12 protein-coding genes are annotated in these 24,519 nt (G+C 43.0%); all 12 read left to right on the top strand.

Going from position 1 to position 24,519, the window contains the following annotated elements; genetic code table 11:
• The first annotated feature begins 70 nt into the window (after positions 1-70).
• On the top strand, positions 71-6,298 hold the full coding sequence (locus EAH55_RS20050; protein ID WP_121811223.1) for a hypothetical protein: 6,228 nt from the start codon (positions 71-73) through the stop codon (positions 6,296-6,298).
• Positions 6,295-6,735, top strand: coding sequence for a response regulator (locus EAH55_RS20045; RefSeq protein ID WP_121811222.1), 441 nt, complete (start codon positions 6,295-6,297; stop codon positions 6,733-6,735). The genes EAH55_RS20050 and EAH55_RS20045 overlap by 4 nt, the downstream gene beginning before the upstream one ends.
• Positions 6,705-7,343: a hypothetical protein gene (locus tag EAH55_RS20040; protein ID WP_121811221.1), complete on the top strand. Its 639-nt coding sequence runs from the start codon at positions 6,705-6,707 to the stop codon at positions 7,341-7,343. The genes EAH55_RS20045 and EAH55_RS20040 overlap by 31 nt, the downstream gene beginning before the upstream one ends.
• A 986-nt stretch (positions 7,344-8,329) precedes the next feature.
• The gene (locus tag EAH55_RS20035) at positions 8,330-11,428 is read left to right on the top strand and encodes a SusC/RagA family TonB-linked outer membrane protein (protein WP_121811220.1); all 3,099 of its coding nucleotides are present in this window, start codon (positions 8,330-8,332) and stop codon (positions 11,426-11,428) included.
• Between the two features lie 11 nt (positions 11,429-11,439).
• A complete protein-coding gene (locus EAH55_RS20030) occupies positions 11,440-13,092 on the top strand; it encodes a RagB/SusD family nutrient uptake outer membrane protein (protein ID WP_121811219.1) in 1,653 nt (550 codons plus the stop codon).
• 72 nt (positions 13,093-13,164) lie between these two features.
• Positions 13,165-14,175: a GntR family transcriptional regulator gene (locus EAH55_RS20025; RefSeq protein ID WP_121811218.1), complete on the top strand. Its 1,011-nt coding sequence runs from the start codon at positions 13,165-13,167 to the stop codon at positions 14,173-14,175.
• 9 nt (positions 14,176-14,184) lie between these two features.
• Positions 14,185-15,783: a solute:sodium symporter family transporter gene (locus tag EAH55_RS20020; protein WP_121811217.1), complete on the top strand. Its 1,599-nt coding sequence runs from the start codon at positions 14,185-14,187 to the stop codon at positions 15,781-15,783.
• 120 nt (positions 15,784-15,903) lie between these two features.
• Positions 15,904-17,331, top strand: a complete 1,428-nt coding sequence (locus EAH55_RS20015; protein WP_162996971.1) for a hypothetical protein — start codon at positions 15,904-15,906, stop codon at positions 17,329-17,331.
• Positions 17,332-17,358: 27 nt separating this feature from the next.
• The gene (locus tag EAH55_RS20010) at positions 17,359-19,407 is read left to right on the top strand and encodes a hypothetical protein (RefSeq protein WP_208644895.1); all 2,049 of its coding nucleotides are present in this window, start codon (positions 17,359-17,361) and stop codon (positions 19,405-19,407) included.
• Positions 19,408-19,942: 535 nt separating this feature from the next.
• Positions 19,943-21,598, top strand: a complete 1,656-nt coding sequence (locus EAH55_RS20005) for a glycoside hydrolase family 28 protein (protein WP_121811215.1) — start codon at positions 19,943-19,945, stop codon at positions 21,596-21,598.
• Positions 21,598-22,590 (top strand): pectinesterase family protein, encoded by a 993-nt coding sequence (locus tag EAH55_RS20000; RefSeq protein ID WP_121811214.1) that lies wholly within the window; start codon positions 21,598-21,600, stop codon positions 22,588-22,590. The genes EAH55_RS20005 and EAH55_RS20000 overlap by 1 nt, the downstream gene beginning before the upstream one ends.
• A gap of 8 nt (positions 22,591-22,598) precedes the next feature.
• A complete protein-coding gene (locus tag EAH55_RS19995; RefSeq protein ID WP_121811731.1) occupies positions 22,599-24,500 on the top strand; it encodes a glycoside hydrolase family 88/105 protein in 1,902 nt (633 codons plus the stop codon).
• Positions 24,501-24,519 lie beyond the last annotated feature (19 nt).

Here is a 24,519-nt window from a genome sequence, read left to right as displayed (position 1 = left end):
ACTTACGCTTTGTTAATGTCTATTTAATAGTGTTTTATCAAGCCTAAATTCCGCGTATCACGTTAATCATATGAAAAAAGAGATCAGGGTAGCTGCAAACATCAACGCTGAAGCAATCGATCAGCTGATCAAATTTTATAAAGAGACTTCTAAGGAAACTTCCAGCGAATTAATTATAGCCATGACGGGAGAAAAGGCAAAAAAAGGCTCTCTGGTTGGCGAAGCTGATCCTGTGTTTTTGTCATACTTGGTTTTAATTATCAGGGAAAATTATAATTGCCGTGTAGCCATCTCATTTGAAGGACTGGAACTTACTGACCGGGTTTTTAGTTTAAAAGATCAGCTTTGTCAGCTCATCTATTTGAACCCCTGGCTTGCAGGTAAAATCATTTTGAGATCGAAAATGGCTGATCGTGAGACTGGCGAAATTCAAACGATCACTCATAACTTAAGCGATCAGCCTGTTGCATCCCGAAAATTTACACCACTGATATTTACTGAAGATAAAAATGATATAGACAAATATTTTGTCAGGCGGTATTCGCAGGGCACATCAGACCGGCTTTGGAAGGCTTATATGGACAGGTTGATGGCGGACATTGTAACCTTAACGCAATATCCGGACGGTTCAGCTCTCTACGATACAGAAGCCTTGCTGAATTTAACTTTCATAGAAACTTGTATCATGAGTTTGCTCATGGCAGATGACCTTTATGAGAACCGCAATGTTAACGATAGGAAAAAAAGGGAAATAATTTCAAGGGACAGGGAAAAAATAAATTATTTTGCAAGTTTCGCGGTCGATATCAGCCGCGGGTTGAAAGAACTTTCTTTGAACGCCGTTGAACATTCCAGCACCGGGAAAGGCATCATCAGCTGTCGTTTGTTCGATGCCAGGCGGATGGCAGTTTTGAAAGAGAAAGAAGAAAAAACGTTCACAGAACAATGTAATGCAAGCCATTATTTGACTATTGAGATGGTCGACATTGGTGAGGAGTCGATACGTGAGACTTATTTGAAAAGTTTTAAAGACCTGATCCAGGACAATGTCATTTCGGACGTCGGGGGGCTTGTTGACGCAAAAGTGATTGGGGAAGATTATCACTTCCAAGACTTTTTTATTGTTGATATAGATAAGTATCAACGCTTAGATCATCAACAGAACAAATTGATCAGCCGGTTTGGGTTGCATTATTTTACCCATATCATTAAATCTCAATATAATGGTTTTATCCGGTCACAATCCCTGAGCGAAGGGTTTATTGCTTATCACGGGCCTTCTAATACAGATTATGTTCAATCTTTAAGTTCGGCAAGGAGTTTGGGGACTGCTTACAGTTGTATAGTTCCTGTTGGATTTCAGGGTCCAACTGCCGATAAAAACGATGTTTTTCTGAAAGACAAGCGAAAGGAAGCTACCAATATCAATGCTTTTCAAAAACTGGATGAATATGAGATTGTCGAATGGGATAGAATAACGAAGTCCGGAATAGTTGATAAGAGGCCGATCCGATATTATCAGCCGCTGGCAGCTCAGGTTGGGCAGCAGACAACAAAATACGGAGGCATTGCCGGAGTATATCGGCAGCTTTCAGATTTGGCGCCGCAGATCGGGGAGGATATCCTGCTGATCAACGCAGCATTTTTGGGAGCTGAAAATGAAAGTCAGTGGATCAGGCTTTTATCCGCCCTGTCTCTTTATTTCTCTGACGTGATCGTATTTAACCTGCATTATGATATTATTCGAAATATCATCGCAATAAGGCGGTCGATCTCGGACCAGGGGGCTTTGCAATTTTGGAACAATGAAAGTAGGGTATTATTTTATAGTTATAAAGAACTGGCTGACCGAAGAGAAATCAGGCGGTATGGGGCCACATTATTAACCGGCGCAAGTCAGACTTCTTTCGATATTTTAAATAAGAACATTTGGAGGCACCATTACAGCTTCAGAAAAGATTTTTTAAAAGAGCCGTCACAAACAGATGGTGCGGATTCAAGATATGTCCTGTCAAATTCAAAGCTTTTTCATGCAGACAAGTTGTTGTATTTCGAGTTGCTTATCAAGAATAAATATCCTGACGGCAATGAACTCACCATATTTGAACATTCTGTTCAATTCTCTCTCAATAAAGAATTTAATGCTGAAAATAATTACGATACTAATAACAAAGGGTACAAGATTTCCGATACGCATTTCCGGCTAGGCTCAAAAATTCATATCAAAGATTTTTATTACGCAAAACGTTTATTTCAAAATAGCTTTTTTACAACGCCATTTTCTTACCTTATTTCAAAAGCCATTGTCGGCGTCATTGCGCAATATGATGATGAGCTGCTGCGGGAGGATGCCTTAGGAGCAACCGATCCTGTTTTTAAAATGACCATCATTGGTTATGAAGATTACTCTTCGTTTCTGACCAGTACGATCAGGAATATCCTTAGTAAAAATAAACACGTCCGGGACCTTCGGATCGAATTCAATCACAATACAATCAAAGACGGACGATTATCTAAAGGCCTGGAAACTGTTAGTAAAAACATCTTGATCCTTGTGCCGATAGCATCAAGCTTTTCAACCTCGCTGAAGATCAAAAACCAGCTGGACGAAATCTTCCGCACCCAGGAAAGTTATAAATATGCCAGTAGATATTTCATATTGCCCGAGAGCCTTAATCTTATTCTTGTCGGTCACAGGGATGAGCATGACAGACCTTTTGAGCGAATGGCGAGCGAAAAACAGGACGAGGATGCAGGACTGGATTTTTTCCTTTATGATGATGAATTATTGAACCGGACCTATAACTGGGTGTCTATCAATCGTAACTGGAAGACTGTAAGGTTAAAATCTTTCAATGGTTCAAATGAGGATGAGTACACATTTCAGCGCTATTTTATCCCCGTCTATACTAGCTGGAAGGATGCCGATAATTGTGACCTGTGTAACCCAGACGATATCGTTGCGGAAAAATGCCTTATTGAGACCGGCAGGACCTCCATTACGCCCACACTTATATTTGGGTATCCAAAAGTAAAATCCTGTAATGATTACGGCCGAAACCCATTGGACCTCCGGCATTCCTTGTTATATGGTAATATTACGAAAGGTCGGAATAATTATTTATATTTCTCAAGGTCTGGCCAGGTGGTATCGAATAATCGCCAATCGATCATTGAGTGGCTCAGGCGCCTGAAGAAAGACGTCTTTAACGAAAGTGTCCTTGCCTTCAAGAAGGTGGTACTACTGACCCCGGCGACCGGAACTAAGTCCAATTTTATTGATTTAGTTAATGAATATTTGTTTGAATATACGGCCAATTGCCTGACGATCTCCTTAGGCGAAGATTATATCGAGAATACAGAATCACTTTACGCCGACGGATTACATCAGGCGGATATTGTTATTTTTGTGGATGATGTTTTGTCTTCCATCAATTCCTTCTTAGAGATTAATTACATCGTCAAATATATACGGAATAAATATTTAACCGGAAGAGGGATCGATTTTTGTATTTCACTTATTAACAGGATGTCATATGATTGCGAGGATAACTTGATGATCAAATTACCTTCGTTAAATGCAGAAGAACATAGCCGCTTATTATATTTTGCAAAGCTGAATAATGCAGTTATTGAGGAACCTGACAGCGAATTTCCATTGGCGAAAGAGCGTAAACGGTATAATGCTCTTGCCGAGACCTCGTCACTCGATGCTATCAGACTGCTGTTCCTGACCAAGCTGAACAAACTGGAACCGGTAGATATCGAAGAAAGCGTACCGAATCGGATCAGGGATGATGTTGCTTATTTTGACAAGAAGTTATTTCAGCTGTTAGTTTTACATCATTTATATAATTTGTTTGAGATCCGGTCTGCAACACAGATGGATAGCGGTGCGATGAATTATGAATATCAACAGCCCATACATGATTTTTTTCATGCAGATCAGCATAGTCTGGAAAACCTGATCAATTTCATTTTGAATGGTTTAGCTAATGATAGCCATCATAAAGACATTATAGAAAAATATGCGCACAATGTGAAATACGTCATATTGAAATTATTGTGCAGTACGCCATTGGTGTACTATAAAGGTGTTAGGAACGCGGCGTTTCAGTGGGTGCTTTACGAATTAGAGGGACTGCGCAAAGAAATGGAGTTCATAGATAGAAAGAAATTAGCCACATTTTTTGAAGTCACATCAAGAAATTACTTTTCCAAATTTCAACGGCTCAAATTCCTTTTGAAGCGCTCTGTTCAGCTTAAAAGCAATTACATTTTCCATCTTACCTTTTTGAGATCGCTGGAGAAATTTATGGATATGCTTTATGAGCAGGAAAGCATGCTTAATCTTGAATTTGCTGCAAGTAACAGGAAAATATTCGACCAGTTAACTAATTTATTTGTACAAACAGATTATACTCCTGGTAAAATCGAAGTAGCCAAATATTTAAAGGAACTCGAGGCCCTAATCATGTCAGAAGCTTACACCACGCTTATTGAAGATATAGATCAGAAGGAACTCGAAGTAGCTGCGATAAGTTATAACACGGAATTGATTTTTGACCCCAAGAGAGAGGGCTTTTACCGTCATCTTAAAGCGATAAAGGAGCAATCAAAGTATACCTATGTTTCCGTAAAAAAGTTCATTTACCAATTGGTTTCCTTAGTTCAGGAACTTATCGAGGAACATGAAACAAAAGCGATACGCTTAGAGAAAAATTTGAAATTGGATTTATGGAGTAAGCCCAAATATAATCCAACAGACGATCGGAATGGTAACTTTAATCACTACCTGCGCTTACTGAAACTTGAAAATACTGCCATCATCGAACGTTTCTGGGAACATTACCGCTTAAATGAAAGCGCCAATGGTAAAAAAACAATTTCGATCATCAATATTAGGCATCTCTTCGGCAGTTACAGGCATGATCCGAAATTTAAGGTAATCAGAGATGACCTTATTATCAATTGTGAGGATGCGTTTAAAGGTTTTTTAACAATAAAAAGCATGCTATATAATTGGGGAGCGGAGACCAATAAGCAACCTATAACAGGTAATGACCTTAAGTACAAGATAAATCAGTTGCTCAAGCAAGTTGGTATAATGCTTGGAAATCAGGTAATATCTGCACACCTGACGGTCAATTATAATAGCCTGGAATCAGCAAACGATTCGGACTTGTACGTTTTCGCCCCGTGTGAATTTGGTATTAAACCTCCCGTACACCGTATCCTAGAGGATGATGAAAGCCTTAAGGGATCGCTGACCAGGCATATGTTTGAATCCCGGTATGTAAACGGCGCAGAGCATAGCCCATCTAATATCGAGATCTACAAGACGCAGGCAGGAATACGCTATCGGGAAAACATCATCAACGACAAATTGATGGGAAGCTTTTCAGAAATAAAAACGCTAAGTAAATTAAATTCATTTTCCTTACTGGCCATTCGTTTGTCAGATATCAAAGAGAGCAAAACACTTTTCACGCAAGCAGTGCTGACGATCGTATCTGAAAGCGGAGAGCGTGTCGATGAACGGAAATTAAGGCTCTTGTTACTACTTCGAAAGTCGCTGAGTGAGTTTATCAAGTCTGAAACATCAAGTAATACCTTTCTGGAATTACTCGAAAACCGCACGATTATGAATTATCAGCGGCATTTAAAGCACGGCATTGGAGACTTCATTTCCAATCAGGTAGCTATCGTACAGGATTATGAACAAATCGGGAGAAAAATTGAAGTCGACGACGAAATCGAGGATGTGAAGGAAGCTTTGGAATTGGAATATATCAAAAAAGCTACATTCCCATTTAAAGAATTCCTGGTAGTGACCAATTCCATTAATAGCCAGATGGGCATTAGTACAAAAAAACACAAAGGAGAGAAGGTGTTTTTTTACGCTTATTTCATGGACTTACTTTATACCATTTACTTTTCTGAACGCTTGGGTAAAGTCGGTTCACTAGATGTCTGCAAAGTTGTTAAGTTTCTTAATCCAAATGAATTCGACAAAATTAAGCTGCCGGTAGTCATCGTTAACAGTCTTATTCCGGAACTGATACTCAATCAAAAAAAATATGGAGTTGACCGGACCATTAACTGGAAGGATAATAAAACGGAATTTGAACTGATTTTTGGCAACCGTATAAGCGATACTGTATCACAGGAGGTGGAAGGCTACGGATTAAAGATGTGTAAAGAAGTGGAAAAATTAGAAGACAGCCGTTGTTCAATCAGCATGCCTGTAAAGCCATATGGTGATTATTTCTTAATTTCAATAAAAATCAAAAGATGATGAATTATAAGGCTTTGATCATAGAAGATAACCCGCAGCATTATAAGTTATTTGCTGAAGGCGTAGCGATGTCTAAATATAAGTTTGACATCGAAAAAGTGGAGCTTCCGGCGCTTATTGCCGCTTTGAATAAGGGTGAAGGCATTGAATTGATCCCTGACGGAATAGATCTTTTTATCATAGATGTGAGCTTAGATAAAGGACAGGACGAATTGGGGTTGAAGCTCTTCAATCAAATCAATTTGGATCACCGACGTACTGGTCGGGCAATTCCTATCGTGGTATCAAATTGGGAAAGATCAGAGTTTCATACGGATGTTACGTTTGACAAGAAAAATTTTATCAACAAAAATCATTACCAAGGAATCGAACTTGCAATAAAAACGCGAAATACAATCAATATTTTATGGAAGACCACTACGACGGCGACGGAATAACACCCGACGAAAAATTAAATCACGGGACCGGGATCAAAACCTTTATGGCCATGTCCTGGAAGAAAACTAATTGGATAATCACTGAAGTCTGGTGCTGGATAAATGAAGTACTAAAAGAAACTCTCAGAGAAGTTATCAGTAAGAAGTTAATTGACAATATGCTTGTCTATTTGATTTATGCTTTGCTGATCTGTTCCATTTCCTATGCCGGGTTTCAATTATTCGTTGATATTCAGGGAAAGTTCCTGACTATTCCTGATGAGCATGAATTTCCGTTCATCCTACAGTTTTCCGAGAAGCTTTTCCTCTATTTTTTGCCGGTATTTATATTGTTTGGCATTTTGAACTATTACGATCTGGAATGGAGCAGGCTGATCAACAAGGCAAATAAACCTAACCCCAATGCTGAAAAATATCTAAACGTTTCTAAAAAGTTGTTCTTCTCATCGCTGTTATCCTATACCTCACTAAAAATCATTGAAAAATTATTTTTTAAAGAATCGGGGGAACACCTGGATCCTTTGGAAATGCTCTACATAGGTGTTTTCTTTGTTATCTTGTTGTTATTCGTCATTTCTCAACACAAGCATAAGGAAGAGCCGAATTAACAACATCCGTAGTTTTGGGAAAAGGTATGTTTTTAATCAATGGTCTAACAGTTTGGCTCCTTTCAAGCATCGCGTATCTGGAAGTCGTGGTAGGAATGCAAGCTTTTGGTGACAATGCGGTACTGGTTTTTTCAAGTGTACTGTGAGCTAGTGCATCATAGGTTTGGCAAAGTAGATTACACCTGGATGGGGAAGAGGTGAAAGATATTTAGGGTCGAGGTGAGGATACAATATCGCCGGTTTGAACGGAAAGCTGCCATTGCAGAGCGTTCGGATGTCTTTTTGGATCCGAATGCTTATTGTTTGCCTACAAAAAAATAGACCTACCTTGCATCTGATCACGATCGATTTGTTCAAAGCTGAAATAGCGGATGAAACACCACCGTGCTGACGAGACTATATAAGCTTATTGATCAATTATAGTCAAAAACAACTTTGACAATTATTGAAAAGTAATGCTTAGTATTGCGTAGTTATCTACAAAAGGATAACAGAATAGTACTCAGTAACAAAATCGATATTTGTTACTGATTTGTACCTGGAATCGTTTAAGTTACTGATAATCAGATATGCAGTACTTTCTGTATCGGAAAGTAAACCGTCAAAATCAAACAAACTCAATCCTTTCTTAGACAAGAAAACCGCTTAATTACAGCTAATTACGCGGTTTCTTCTTTATGCTCGGATTTTGATTTTTGCCCCATTTTGATGTTCCTTGTGCCCCAAAATGGGGGCAAATACTGATTTACCTCAACTACTCTAATCGGGCCTGATAATTACGGATTTCCTATTCGATACTCTCGGCAACCCATTATTCAGCGGGATCCCCACCGTAAATAATAATCCCGTTTCTCCGCCAATCTTCCCCTTCCCTAATAAATCTTCACCAAAAAAAATAAAAATGTTTGGACGTATCATTTTTGTTACTACCTTTATTAAAGAATAGACCAGAACAGAATAACCAATTATTCAAATTAAAAACCATTATGAAAAAAAAAGTACCACCTAAAAAACTGGGCATGTATTTGCTGTGCTGTATCATGCTGCTTTGTTATCAGCACGTTTTTGCCCAACAAAAAAGAAGTATCACTGGCCATGTTACCGACGAGCATGGTCAGGCCCTGCCGGGAGTAAGTATTTTATTGGAGAGCACGGGCCTGGGCACCAGTACCGACCAAAACGGCTTTTATAAAATCAACGTTCCCGACGCCAATGCAAAACTTTCGTTTTCATTTGTTGGTTACACCAAAAAGATCGTGCCTGTTACCAAAGACTGGAATGGCGATGTATCCCTGACACCTGATAAAAACGCGGGCAGTCTTGGCGAGGTTGTAGTGATAGGTTACGGAAGCAGGAAAAAAGCAAACCTTACCGGCGCGGTTAGTACCATTAAAGGTACCGAACTGGAGAAATCGCCGGTTGCTAACGTATCCAATACCTTGGCGGGCGCGGTACCCGGCCTCATCGTGAACACCCGCAGTGGTGAACCTGGTGCGGATGATGCCAGCATCCTTGTACGTGGTAAAGGAACATTAGGCAATACCAGTCCGCTGGTGGTAATTGATGGTATTCCCGACCGTGGCTTTAACCGTTTAGATCCTGCCGACATAGAATCTTTTACGGTATTGAAAGACGCCTCGGGAGCTATCTACGGTGCAAGGGCGGCGAACGGTGTAATCCTGATTACCACCAAAAGGGGTACTGCCGGTAAAGCAACTTTATCGTTTACCTCTAATTTTTCTATTACCCAGCCTACCCGGGTACCTAAAATGTTAAGTTCATGGCAATACGCACAGGCGGCCAATGAATATGACGACCTGGTTGGCCAGCAGCACGAGTATACTGCCGATGATATTCAGAAATACCGCGACGGATCTGATCCGCTTGGCCACCCGAATACCAATTGGTGGGATGCTGTTATGCGTAAATGGGCAACACAAACCAACAACATACTTACATTAAGGGGCGGTTCGGATAAGGTGAAATATTACATTTCGGGCCAGCACCTTTACCAAAACAGTATTTATAACAGCGGAGCCGATTATTATAAAAATGATAACGCCCGCGCCAACGTGGACATTGCCGCTACCGACAATTTTAAAATTGGCGTAGATGTGATGTACCGGAGTGAATTTAAAAATGGCGAAGCACCAGGCTATGACGCCAATGGTATTTTCCAGCAGTTGTGGAATGCCTATCCTTACCTTACACCAGTTTATCCAAATGGGAAAGTGGGTGTTGGTATTGGTGGCGGTCCCGCTACCAGTATGGTTTACATCCTCAACCAGGATTTAGGTTACACCCACAATACCTACGACTTTTTACAGACCAAAACATCATTTAGCTGGGCTTTACCTAAAGTTACCCCCGGTTTGCATTTGGACGGTTATTTTGCTTATGATGTCAATAGCAGGGCGTACAAAGGCTTTAACGCTATGCCACCGCCTGCTTACAGCTATAACAAAATCACCACTAACTATGATGAGTATACCTCTACCGTGCCGCCAAACCTTTCTATCAGTAATTATCAAACCAAAAGCAGGCTAACCAACATCAAACTTGGTTATGAGCGTAAATTTGGTAAACATGGGATTGAGGCTTTTGTGGCTTACGAGCAGCAACAGCAAACTTATACCGAGTTGGATGCTTACCGTACCGGTTTCCTGAGTAATAACGTGCAGGAATTGTTTGCAGGCAGCACCGAAGGGCAAACCAATAACTCGGCAACAACCCAGTTTGCCCGCCAAAATTTCATCAGCAGGCTCTCTTACAATTATGACGACAGGTACCTGCTTGATTATAACATGCGTTATGATGGTTCGCCAAACTTCCCAGCTGGTAAGCGCTTCGGTTTCTTCCCATCAGTTTCGGCTGCATGGCGTATCTCACAGGAACCTTTCTTCCATTCATCAGTTATCGATGACCTGAAACTGAGGGGTTCATGGGGTAAAACGGGTAACGATGCTGTGGCAGCGTTTCAATATCTGCAAACTTACGGATTGCAGGCCGGCCAGATTTCACAGTACCTGGGTGCCGGTTACTACTACGGACCCAATGCAACACAGACACCTGGTTTTACTTTAGGCCCAACGCCTAATGCCAACATAACCTGGGAGGTTGCTACAACTACTAACATCGGTTTTGACGCGCAGTTGTTTCATGCCTTTTCGGTAAGTGTCGACGCGTTTCGTTCATCGCGCAGAAATATCCTGGTTCCGCCAAGCGCGTCGGTACCTGATTACACCGGTTTAACTTTGCCGGACGTGAACCTGGGTAAAGTTGATAACAAAGGTATCGAGCTTGACCTGGGCTACAGCAAAAAACTCAGCAATGATTTCTCTTTTAACATCAACGGAAACCTTACTTACGCGGTTAACAAAGTAGTTTATGGTGCCGAGCCAGCCAATGTGCCCGATTACCAGCGCGTTACCGGTCATCCGATTGATTCATGGCTTTTATACCAGGCCGATGGCATTTTTCAAAACACTGCCGAACTGAACGCTTATCCACATCCGGTAGGTACAGGTGTGGGCGATATCAGGTATAAAGATGTAAATCATGATGGTGTTATTAACGACCTGGATAAAGTAAGGAATACTTTATCTAACACCCCCCAGATCCTTTACGGTTTAACGCTTGGTGGCCGGTACAAAAACTTTGATTTTACTGTGTTTTTCCAGGGACAGGCAAGGGCTCAGGCTATTTTGAAACCTAATGGCTTAAATATGGCCGAAGAGTTTTTTGACGGCCGCTGGCTAAAAGAGGGAGATAACAACTACCCACGCACGTTCAACGGGCCAACCAGCCGCACGTTCGGTTCCAATGCTTATCCCTCAACTTTCTGGCTGCGTAATGATTCCTTCCTTCGCCTCAAAAATGTTGAATTGGGTTACAGCTTTTCAAAAGAGTTGCTGAGCAAGATCAAAGTAAAAGGCGCCAGGGTATTTGTAAGCGGTAACAACCTGTTCTCGTTTGATAAGTTCGGGCCTTCGTTTGATCCTGAAAGTGCCACAGGTACTGTTAACGATGGCAGGATCTACCCGCAACAAAGGATCATCAATTTGGGCGTAAACGTTACATTTTAATGAATTGAGTGATGAAAAAGATATATATAACTTTTAGTTTACTACTGCTGCTGATTATGGGTTTTTCCTGTAAAAAGGTAATCGATCTGCAGCCCACCAGCTCCTTCACAACCAACAACGTTTGGAAGGACCCCTCGCTGATACAGGTGTTTGTTAACCAGATCTATAAAGAGTCGGTATTTGCCTTTAAAGACGGCGGCTTTGGCTGGGGATCACAAACAGACGAATTGTACAGTAATTTTAACTGGTGTAATGAAAATACCTATATCATGGGTCAGGCTACGCCTGATAACCAATCGAGTTCGTTCCCTTTAAATTACAGCTCCACATTAAATTACTGGACAACGCTATACAGCACCATCCAGAAAACGAACCTGTTTTTTCAAAACGTAAGTATGGCCGATAGCGTTGGGCATGGTGCACAGCTGAACAATATGAAAGGAGAGGTGCACTTTCTGAGAGCGCTCTGTTATTTTGAGTTGTTGAAGCGTTTTGGCGGCGTTCCGCTGATTACCAAAGTATATACCGCTAACGATAATACTTTTACGGAATCGAGAGCTACTTATGATCAGACACGTGATTTTATTTTGACCGAGATAGCTGCCGCCGCTGCAATACTACCAAAAACGTATGCCAACAGCAGCGATTATGGTAAAGCTACGCTTGGCGCGGCTCTTGCCCTTAAATCCCGTTTGCTGTTGTATGCTGCCAGTCCAACTTTTAACACCGGTAATGATGTAAGCCGCTGGCAGGCTGCTGCCGATGCTGCAAAGGCGGTGATTGATCTTAACGTTTATTCTCTACACGGAAATGCGACAACCTATAACACCATCTTCACCGATTTCTTTAACAGTGAAGTGATCTTTTCGCGGGTGTTTAATGCCCAGGTACAGGAAGACCGCTACAACACCCTTTACCGCGACCTGAGCCCTAACGGTTACAACGGCTACAGCGCATACAATGTACTGGAGCAAATGGTTGAGGATTTTGATATGGCCGATGGCAGCCACTTTAGCTGGACCGCAAACGGCACTAACCCTTATCAAAATAGGGAGCCACGTTTTTATGCCGATATCTTATATAATGGAGCACCTTTCCAGAAGCGCAGTGCGCAGTTTTACGAGGGCGGGCTTGATTCAAAAACAAGCTCATTATCTCCATGGAATGCTTCAAAAACAGGCTATACAATCAGGAAGATGGTTGATGAAAGCTATGACTTTAATGTGCAGCCTTATAGTGCCTGCCAGTGGGTTGCTTTCCGTTTGGGCGAGATCTATCTGAACTATGCCGAGGCTGAAGCCGCACTTGGCAACAGCAGCGAGGCGCTGAATTATCTGAACAAAATCAGGGTAAGGGCCGGCATGCCAACTATTACCGCTACAGGCGCGGCACTAACAGATGCTATCCGCCATGAACGCAGGATCGAGCTATGTTTTGAAGGGCACCGCTTCTTTGATATCAGGAGATGGGGCATGGCCGAAATAGGCTCTAAAGACGCGCTGGGTATTACTATTACTCCAACCTCGCCGGCCAATACATCGTTCACTTATAAAGTAACCACGATACAAAAACGTACCTGGGTGCCAAGTTTTTATTATTACCCGATCCCTCGTAAAGAGATCCAGATCAATCCTAATATTAAACAGAACCCTAATTACAATTAAAATAAACAATGCATAAAAAAGGCAGCAGCGTAGCTGCCTTTTTTTCTTACTTTGCCTAAAACTACGTACTTAATGGATAAGATATTTGATGAGATAAGAAAGCTGGCGGAAGTTCCTTCTTACTCCAAGCATGACAGGTTTGTTCAGGGAATTATCAACGCTATCGACGAAAAATTCATCGGCCAGGATGAGGTGTTACCATCGGTGAACAGGTTGATCAAGGAACTGGGCTTCTCACGCGAAACCATCATGAAAGGTTATAAAGACCTCATCAGCAGGGGGATTGTGGAGAGTAAAAACAGGCTGGGCTACTTTGTTGGCAACGGAAATACCGGGCAAACCTTAAATGTAGCCTTGCTCATGTATAACCTGGATACTTTTGAGGAGCAGTTTTACCGCAACTTCAGGCATGAGCTTGGGGAAACCGTACAGCTTACCACCTATTTTCATCATGGTAATATCGAGATATTTGAAACCATACTTTTGCAGATAAGAGGGAAGTACGAAATGTATGTAGTTGCACCTATCCCGCATCCTAAAACCAAAGAGTTGCTGGAGATTATTCCCCGTAATAAATTCCTGATGTTTGATAGGTTCGAGTCGTTGGAAGGGGAGTTTAACCACATTACCCAGGAGTTTGGACAAAGCTCCTATGATGTTTTTTCGAAGCTTGCCCCGCGGATAAAGCAGTTTGATGAGTTTATATTTTACCATTCTAAAAACTCGCTCGACCCAAAAGAGATCGTACAATCGTTTAAAAAGTTCCTGAAAGATTTTGATGTGAAAGGTAAGATCCTGGAAGAGTACGTACCCGGGTCTATCCAAAAAGGAAAGGTATATTTTACGCTCGACAACTTTGCGCTCTGGCAAATTATGCGCGACTGTAAAACGCAGATGCTTGAACCGGGTAAGGACTTGGGGGTGTTATCGCATAATGATGAGCCAGCCAAGGAAATCATCGGTATAACGACATTCTCTGCCGATTTCTCGAGCATGGGGCAAAGGGCCGGGCAGGCTGTTTTATCTAAGGAAAAACTGCAGCTAACCGTTCCGATGTTATTGTTTGACAGGAATACGCTATAACCCATCGATATGAATGCCATGATGATTGCCGGTTTTTTATTTTTTGCCGGTATAGTAGTTTTTATATCATGGTACCGACGGGGCAGTGCGCGGGTTAATACCCTGAATAACCTGTTTTTTGCTAACAGGAGCCTTGGCTTTGTGCTGGTGGGCAGCGGTTTGTTATTCACCAATATCAATGCAGCATCCATCATAGGCGAAAATGAGCTTACTTATACCAATAACATGACGGTTATGGCCTGGGGCGTAAGTTCGGTGGTTGCTATGCTGCTGGTATCGGAATTTATGATGCCGTTGTACCTCAAAATGGGAATAGCAACAACTCCCGATTTTTTGACCGCGAGATATGGGGCTGATGTGGGCAGACTGGTGTCGGTAATATTCCTGATCAGTTATATATTCAACCTGTTACCGTCTGTGCTTTATGCAGGCGCAGTCGCATTTAATGGTTTATACCATTTTTCCGATGTATGGGGAATATCATATACTACCGTGATTGTGGTGTTGGTGTGGATCATGGGGACTATCGGTTGCATTGTATCCATCATTGGGGGATTAAAGGCAATCACAAAGCTGGATATATTATTGGGTGTAGGCTTTTTCTGCGGGGGGATCCTGCTGCCATTCTTCGGCCTCAGGTATATTGGGCATGGAAACATAGGTAACGGCTTGCAGCAAGTGCTTACCAAAAATACCTGGCACTTGAACAGCATAGGTTCAGCGCATGACGCTATACCATTTGGTACTATGTTTACGGGGATGCTGCTGGTTAATCTTTATTATTGGGGTACCGAGCAATATATTATTCAGCAGGTGTTGTCATCCAAAGATCTGGAAACCTCCCAAAAAGGCATCGCTCTTGCCGGTTTAGGAAAGCTGGTATCACCACTGCTGCTCAATATCCCTGGGATTATTGCTGTTCATGTTTTTGCCAATATGCATAACACCGCCGAGGCTTTTCCGAGATTGGTTAGCCAGGTATCGCCGCCTTTTATCGCGGGCTTTATTTCGGCAATTGTTTTTGTGGCATCGCTTACAACGTTTAATGCCGGGCTCAATAGTTCAAGCACACTTTTTATGCTGAACATTTACAAGCCCTGGTTAAAAAAACACTCAAAACCGGTTACAGAAAAAAAGCTGGTGCGCACAGCCAAACAGTTTGAGATTTTGATTTGCCTGCTGGCCATGTTTATAGCCCCGCTTATCATGTTTGTTAAAAATGGTTTTTACACTTACGTGCAAATTGTTAACGGCTTTTTCAACGTGCCCATTTTTACAATCATGTTCATCGGTTTTGTAACTAAAAAAGTGCCCGGTGTAGCTGCTAAAGTAGGGTTGGGCTTTTTTATTACCTGCTACGCGTGTACCCAGTTAGTGGTGAATACGCATATTCATTTCCTGCATATCCTGGCCATTTTGTTTGTGCTTACGTGTGGTTTGATGTTGCTTATTGGCAAGCTATATCCTATGCCGGTGCCCTATACTTTAAAGCTGAATAACCTGGTAGATATCCGCCCCTGGGAAAACCGGTACTATTTTGCAGGTATTCTGCTTATTCTTATGATAGCGTTATTTGTGATGTTCTCTCCCTTGATTCTGGCAAAGTAAGTTTGTTTAAAATATATTTTACAATTTATAGAATAGAACAGAATAGAATTTATACTTTATTGTATATTTGCTATAACCTTAATACATTATAAACATTAAATAATTTACGATATGGCCTTAATGAAATATAAAGCAAGCCTGCTTTTATTGCTTTTGGTATGTTTTAACGCCGTCGCTCAACCGGCCTTTACATCGTCGGATAAGGCTGTTGAAAAGGCCTTTAATTGGGCAAAAGAGCAAGCCCTGCATTACAGAGGTGGTGCTACAGACCCTGTTGGCCCCTGGTATGAATCTGCGCTTCCTCCAAGATCTGCATTTTGTATGCGGGATGTATCGCATCAGTGCATTGGTGCCGAAGTATTGGGTTTGAGCCCTGAGAACGTTAATATGTTCAACTTATTTGCGGACAACATTTCGCAGTCAAAAGATTGGTGTTCGTACTGGGAAATCAATAAATGGAACAAGCCTGCTCCAGATGATTACCGCAACGATAAGGAGTTTTGGTATAACCTGCCCGCGAATTTTGATGTGTTAAATGCAAGCTGGCGAATGTACCTGTGGACCGGCAACCGCCACTATATTGATGCCCCCGCGTTTGTTAATTTTCAGCAGAGATCTGTGAACGAGTATATCAACAGCTGGGTATTGGCCGCCGATTCTTTATTGAAAAGGCCTGCCCATCCCAATGCTCCTGTTCCGTATAATGAAAGTGATTCTTTTCACCGCTGCCGGGGCTTACCTTCTTATTCGGAAGGAGTACAAAACCTTAAAACCGGTGTCGATCTGGTTGCCGCGCTTTATCGTGGAATGATTACTTACTCGGATATCCTTACGCTTAAAGGAAAAACTAAGGAAGCCGCGGTTTACGCGAAAAAAGCGCAAAAATATCTCGACCGACTTGAGGCCGATTGGTGGAGCGATAAGGATAATCAATACTATACCTATTACAGTAATACGGGGCAATTTGGAAAAGACGAAGGTGAAACGTTTTTGCTTTGGTTTGATGCTTTGAAGGATAACGTAAGGGCAGGCAAAACCCTGGATAGGGTTACCGCGGCCAGGATTAATGTCGAAAATATGTCGTACTATCCTTTCCTGTTTTACAAGTTTGGCCGGTGGGAAAAGGCCCGCGATTATATCCTGCTGCTTTCCGATCCGTCAACCGCCCGCCGGGAATATCCTGAAGTATCGTATGGTATAGTGGAGGGTGTTGTGCAGGGCCTGATGGGGATATCGCCCGATGCCCGCACACAAACCTTAAGCACCATTTACAAAACCGATGCGCCCGGTAATGCTGCAATCAGCAATGTGCCGCTTTTAAACACCAATATCAGTTTGGATCATTTAAGCAGGCAGCAATCGGCCATGAAAAATACAGGAGCCCGCGCTTTTAAATGGAAAGCCATGTTTTATGGCACTTTTAAGCATGCCAATGTTAATGGTAAAATCACGGCCACTAAAGCGGGAAAAGACTTGCAAAACAAAGTAGTGTCTTTTGTGGAAACCACCGTTAACCCCAATCAAAAAGTTAACATCAAAGTATATTAATCTATCGGCAATTATGCTTTCTACCTTATGAAGTTTATTAAAAACTGCATCTTCTTATATTCTATTGTATCGACCTGTTGTACAGCTCAGGCGCAACAAGCTGGTCTTGCTAAACAAAATAACAGGTGGGCTATACAACCCGACGGCAGTATCTCCTGGAAAACAGATAACCGTCTGCCACATAGCGACCACATTGAAATGTCGGGCGAAAAGGTTTCATTATGGGTTAAGTATGGAATAGACACCAGCGAATTGGCTAACCTGACCCGCACGGTGGTTTTTCCAACTTTCCGGATGCTGCCCGATGATACCCGGAGCCATATCGCTTACACTTTCCATGATAATGAACTGCCGCGCATTTATATTGATAACCAATTGCTGCATTTAACCGGCGAAGATGGTACCGGGGATATAAGCTTGAAGGTTAAGAGTATTAATCAGCATGGCATTATGCACTTATTGGGCCAGGCAGGTAGAAAAGGGACTATCAGCGTCGACCGCAGTTTGTTTCCTTCTGTCGACAAACCTTTGGCTATTGAAAAGTTTACCATCACAAATAAGGGCAGCGAACAGGTAACTGTTTCGATGGAAAAGTTAAGTCGCATGGTTACAACTGATTCGGCAACCAGTAAATCGGCACCGCATAAGGTGATCATGCAAACGGTTAATGATGGAAGGCATGTGTTGCAGCCGGGGCAATCGGTAGCTTTGTCTGTTTGTTACCTCGCTACCGATCATCCGGGAATGTCAAACCCGGTTAATCCCTTAGCCGAAGAAACCGCAAGAAAGCAGCGTGTAACCGAGATTTTAGCGCCGCTGCAGTTACAAACACCCGATAGTATTTTAAATACCGAATTTGCTTTTGCCAAAATACGCGCCACAGAGAGCATCTTTAAAACAAAAGCCGGTTATATGCATGGGCCGGGTGGCTTATCATACTATGCGGCTATCTGGGCTAATGACCAGGCAGAATATGTAAGTCCGTATTTTGCTTTTTCTGGCGATAGCATAGGCGTTTTATCTGCCATGAATTGTTATCGCTTGTTTGCAAGTTATATGAACCCGCAGTACAAGCCCATTCCAAGTTCAATTGTAGCCGAGGGCGATACCTACTGGAATGGCGCAGGCGACCGCGGCGACCAGGCTATGATAGCTTATGGTGCGTCAAGATTTGCGCTTGCCTATGGTAAAATAGATTCGGCCCGCAAATTATGGCCGCTGATAACCTGGTGCCTGGAGTACAGCCGCAGGCATATTAACCAGGAAGGTGTGGTAACTTCTGATGCCGACGAACTGGAAGGACGGTTTCCGGCGGGGAAAGCCAATTTATCAACCAATTGCTTGTATTATGATGCTTTGACATCAGCAGCGCTGCTTGGTAAACAGTTGCAGGTTCCTGCTAAAATTACCGATGGCTACCGGAAAGAAGCGGCCCAGCTTAAAGCCGCAATAGAAAAATACTTTGGCGCGACTATCGACGGATACCAAACCTATCGTTATTACGAAACCAACAATATCCTCCGGGCTTGGATCTGTATGCCATTGGCCATGGGTATTTTCGACAGGAAAGAAGGAACTATCCAGGCGCTGTTTTCGCCAAAACTATGGACAGCAGATGGACTGGCAACCGAAGCCGGAAAAGAAACATTCTGGGATCGGTCAACTTTGTATGCTTTGCGAGGCGTGCTGCAAGCCGGTGCAACTGACAAGGCAATAGATTATCTGCATTACTATTCAACCCGCAGACTGTTGGGTGAGCATGTGCCATACCCGGTTGAGGCCTATCCTGAGGGCAACCAACGTCATCTATCGGCCGAAAGCGGTCTGTATTGCCGGATCTTCACCGAGGGGCTGTTCGGCATAAGACCTATCGGTTTTAACAGTTTTGATTGTACGCCAAGGTTACCAACCAATTGGAATAATATGGCCTTGAATAAAATTAAAGCCTTCGGAACAGTTTTCGATGTCCGAATTTCAAGACGGGCGGGTGGAAAAATTGCCGTAAAAGTTATCCAAGGAGCCAAACAGCATACCTACGTTATCAAAAGCGGCGATACCATCAAGGTGGTATTGTAAGGCCTTGATGATACCCTCTTAAAGATGATTCTTCCATGTACGATTGGGTAGCACCTACGGCGCAATTGGATTTTCGGGATGATAATCTACAAATAGGTAGCACCTAACGGCGCAAATTGGCAGGATTGCTATCCAACTGGGATAGTGATTCTGCTATGTTTTCAAATTGGCCCAATCCCCATGAGCATAATTTTTATCAGACCTTAATTCCCCGTAGGGGATACCTGTTTGTAGCAGAATAACAGATTGGATTTTTTGCGCCGTAGGTGCTACCCTTTCAAACATGCTTCTCCCGTGTATTGATTGAACAGCAACTGACGGTGCAAATTGGCGGGATGTGTCCGTCCGGCCAACTTAGCAATCCGGCTATGTTTTCAAACCGCTTAAAATTTTACGCAAACGTTTCTGGGAACGTTTGCGCTTTTTTAGTTGGACAATTCCTTTTTTTTATTGCCCTCAGCCTTTAATCTTGTTTGGGATTTAACAATCCTGCATCCAATTATAAGGCGATAAATAGCTGTTTTAAAATAAAAACATGTCGGTAATAAAAACAACGGTTAGGGTAGTGGTTTTGCTTTTGGCAGGCTGTGTTACATCGCAGGCACAGGTACAGCAATACTCCTGGCAGCATTTGCCGCAGGTGAGCAAGCCTGTGTTTAAAAAAGACACCATCAGCATTTTAAAATACGGCGCTAAACCCGATGGCATTACATTGAATACGGTTAGTATCAACAAAACCATAGCTGCCTGCAGCGCCAAAGGCGGTGGGGTAGTGCTTATTCCACAGGGATTATGGCTGACTGGTCCGCTGGTGATGAAAAGTAATGTTAACCTGCATGTAAGCCGTGCTGCGTTGTTGCAATTTACCGACGATAAAACCCAATACAAGCTTGTTGAAGGCAATTATGAAGGTCACGCCGCCGTACGTAATGAATCGCCGATTTCGGGAACAGATCTTACAAACATTGCCATTACCGGCGAGGGTGTCATTGATGGGCATGGCGAAGTTTGGCGGGCCATAGGCAAAGACAGGCTAACCGAAGCCGAATGGAATAAACTGGTGGCCTCGGGAGGCGTGGTAAGTGAACATGGCAAGGCTTGGTATCCGTCCCAAAGCTATGTTAACGGATTAAAAACTCCCGGAGCCGGTGTGATAGGCAACGGCAAAACCATAAAGGACAACGAAGCCTTTAAAGATTTTTTCAGGCCCAATATGCTGGTACTTACCAATTGTAAAAAGGTATTACTACAGGGCGTTACGCTGCAGAATTCGCCTGCCTGGGATATTCACACGCTATTGTGCGAAGACCTCTCGGTGCAAAACGTAAAGGTTAGAAATCCCTGGAACGCGCAGAATGGTGATGGTATTGATGTTGAATCGTGCCGGAATGTTCTGATAGAAGGCAGTACTTTTGATGCCGGCGATGATGGTATCTGCATCAAATCGGGCAGGGACGAGGAAGGCCGCAAACGGGGCAAACCTACCGAAAATGTAATTGTGAGAGATAATGTTGTTTACCGCTCGCACGGAGGTTTTGTGATAGGCAGCGAAATGTCTGGCGGGGCGAGGAATATTTTTGTATCTAACTGCACATTCATAGGCTCGGATATTGGTTTGCGTTTTAAAACTACCCGTGGCCGGGGTGGCGTGGTCGAAAATATCTTTATTAAGGATATCGCCATGAAAGATATTGTTCATGAGGCCATCTTGTTTGATATGTACTATGGCGGTAAATCGCCCGGCGAAGATGGCGATGTAAATGACCAGGCCGTTGTACCGGTAACCGAAGCTACTCCATCTTTCCGCAAATTTTATGTAAACAATGTGGCCTGCAATGGCGCCGAAAAAGCGCTTATGATCAGGGGGCTACCTGAGATGGGAATTAAGGACATCCACATCGAAAACAGTACGTTCAAAACTACTAAAGGAGCGGATGTGATTGAAGCACAGAATATCTCCCTGAAAAATATCCATTTCGAAAGTAAGGAAACCAATCCGCTCATCAACATTCAAAATAGTAGTAATATAAGCTTCGATCATATCACTTATGGCGATACACAGCTACTGTTCAGGATCAGCGGGAAAAAATCACAGCAAATAAAATTACTGAATACAGATACCTCGAAAGCTAAAAACAAAGCAGCGTTTAGTTCAGGAGCGGCGGAAAACGCTTTAATTAGTTCAAAATAATGAAGAGGGCGGCGCTATTGATGTGGATTGTTTTTGTACCTGCTTTGCTGCTGGCACAGGCGGTTACATATCCAAATCATTTTACTGTAGCGCAGGATGGCAGCGGCGATTTTAAAACCATCCAGCAGGCGGTAAACGCTGTTCGCGATCTGTCGCAACAGAGAGTTGTCATCAATATAAAAGCAGGTATTTACCAGGAAAAACTGGTGATCCCCTCCTGGAAATGTAATATCGAACTGTTGGGCGAGGATCAAAATGAAACCATCATAACCAACAGCGATTTCTCCGGTAAACCAAACCCTCAGGGCAAGGATGCTTTCGGAAAAGCCGAGTTTACAACCTATACTTCCTATACGGTTTTGGTTCAGGGCAACGATTTTACCGCCAGTAATTTAACCATAGCAAATGCCGCCGGACCGGTAGGGCAGGCTGTGGCCCTGCATATTGAAGGTGATAGGTGTGCCGTGATCGATTGCAGGCTATTGGGTAACCAGGATACGGTATACGCGGGAACGGAGGGCAGTCGCCAGTTTTATAAGGACTGCTATATTGAAGGTACTACCGATTTTATTTTTGGCGAAGCCACCGCTGTTTTTCAAAACTGTGTGATCAGGAGTCTTAAAAACTCTTTTATAACCGCACCGGCAACCACAGCAAGGCAGCAGTTTGGCTTTGTGTTTCTGGCTTGTAAGCTGATCCCGGCTGATACATCTGTTAAAAAAGTTTTCCTGGGCCGACCATGGCGACCGTATGCCAAATCGGTTTTCATCAATACGCAGATAGATACCCAAATCTCCGCCACAGGTTGGGACAACTGGCGTAACCCCGAAAATGAAAAGACCGCATTTTTTGCCGAATACAAAAGCAAGGGTACCGATGTAAGCAAGCGGGCACCATGGTCGCGCCAATTGACGAATGCTGAAGCGAAAAAATATACTTTGAATAACATACTTGCCGGGAACGATAAATGGGATGTAACGCTGATAAAATGAATTGGACGATGAAAAAAATATGGTTGTTAGCTGTATTCCTGTTTACGGGTTTGGGGATTAGCGCGCAGACACTGCCCTGGTCAAAACGCATGGCTAATACCGCTCTGCATATCTGGAAAGATTCATTGCCGGGTACCAATTGGTCGTATGATCAGGGGATTGTTTTGTTGGGCTTGCAAAGCGTGTGGCAACAATCGGCACAGGGCGAGTATTTCGGTTATATCCAAAAATCAATGGACAGGTATGTAAGTGCTGATGGGAATATCCGCACCTATAAAGCCAATGATTATACACTGGATAATATCCTTTCGGGCCGGAGCTTGTTGCTGCTGCACCGGGTATTAAATACAGAAAAGTATTATAAAGCAGCTTCATTGCTTCGTAAGCAGTTGGATGGGCAACCTAAAACACCCGAAGGCGGTTTCTGGCATAAAAAAAGATATCCTAACCAAATGTGGCTTGATGGCTTGTACATGGCCGAACCTTTTTATGCCGAATACGCTTCTGTTTATCATGAGGATGCGGATTTTGACCAGATAGCCGATCAGTTTATCTGGATGGAACAACACGCGCGTGATAGCAAAACAGGTTTGTTGTATCATGCCTGGGACGAAAGTAAAAAAGAACGCTGGGCAAACCCGCAAACTGGCTTATCGGCAAGTTTATGGGCCCGAGCCGATGGCTGGTATGCCATGGCATTGGTTGATGTGTTGCCGTATTTTCCTGTCAATCATCCTAAACGTGCCGCGTTAGTAGCTATTTTAAACCGCCTTGCTGTGGCTATACAAGGTAGCCAGGACAAAGCTTCGGGCTTGTGGTACCAGGTGCTTGATCAGGGCGCTAAAAAAGGCAATTATCTGGAAGCGTCCGCGTCATGCATGTTTGTTTATACACTGGCAAAAGGTGTAAGGGAAGGATATCTGCCTCAAAAATATTTACCGGTTGCCCGAAAAGCCTATGATGGTATTATCAAAAACTTTATCGAAACAGATGCATCCGGGCAGGTAAATCTTAAAGGTACGGCAGGTGCGGTGGGCCTGGGCGGCGAGCCTTATCGCGATGGTAGCTACGAATATTACACAAGCGTTAAAACCATCACTAATGAAACTAAAGGCGTTGGTGCGTTTATGTTGGCCAGTGTGGAAATGGAACGCCTTGCTAACCTGAACCTGGGAAAAGGCAAAACCGTGCTGCTGGATAGCTACTTCAACAATGAGCACCGCACAGATGTTACCGGTAAAAGTATTCCGTATCATTACAAGTGGGATGAGCTGAGTCCTAACGGTTTTTCGTTCCTTGAGCAGATCTTTAATAATTACGGTCTGCATACCCAGACTTTAAATGATGCGCCGGAAGATGCCAACCTGAAAAAAGCTTCAGTTTACATTATTGTTGACCCTGATATCCCAAAGGAAAACCCGGATGCTAAATATATCGAAGAGCCGCATAGCAAAGCCATCGGTAACTGGGTGAAAAATGGCGGTGTACTGGTGGTATTAAATAATGATACCGGCAATGCAGAGTTTACACATCTGAACAAATTGATGGCGAGGTTTGGCATCAGTTTTAACCAAAATAGCATTAACAAAGTGGTTGGGCGTAACTTTGAGCAGGGTGCTGTTAATATTCCTGCCGGCAACACTATCTTTAAAACGGCCCGCAAAGTCTACATCAAAGAGTTAAGCACGCTGCAGCTAAGCAACCCGGCAGTTCCGCAGCTAACCAATGGCAAGGATATTATCGTAGCCACTGCCAAATATGGTAAAGGCACCGTGTTTGTCGTTGGTGACCCCTGGTTTTACAACGAATATGTAGACGGCCGGAAACTGCCTCCCGAATATGACAATTTTAAAGCAGCTAACGATTTGGTGAGCTGGCTGGTTAAACAAATCCCTCAAACAAAAAAATAGTAACCCCTTACAATCCATA

The sequence above is a fragment of the Mucilaginibacter kameinonensis genome (assembly GCF_003675385.1).
Taxonomy (GTDB): domain Bacteria; phylum Bacteroidota; class Bacteroidia; order Sphingobacteriales; family Sphingobacteriaceae; genus Mucilaginibacter; species Mucilaginibacter kameinonensis.
The sequence above is the reverse complement of the archived record's forward strand: the minus strand, read 5'-3'. Positions and strand labels throughout refer to the sequence as shown.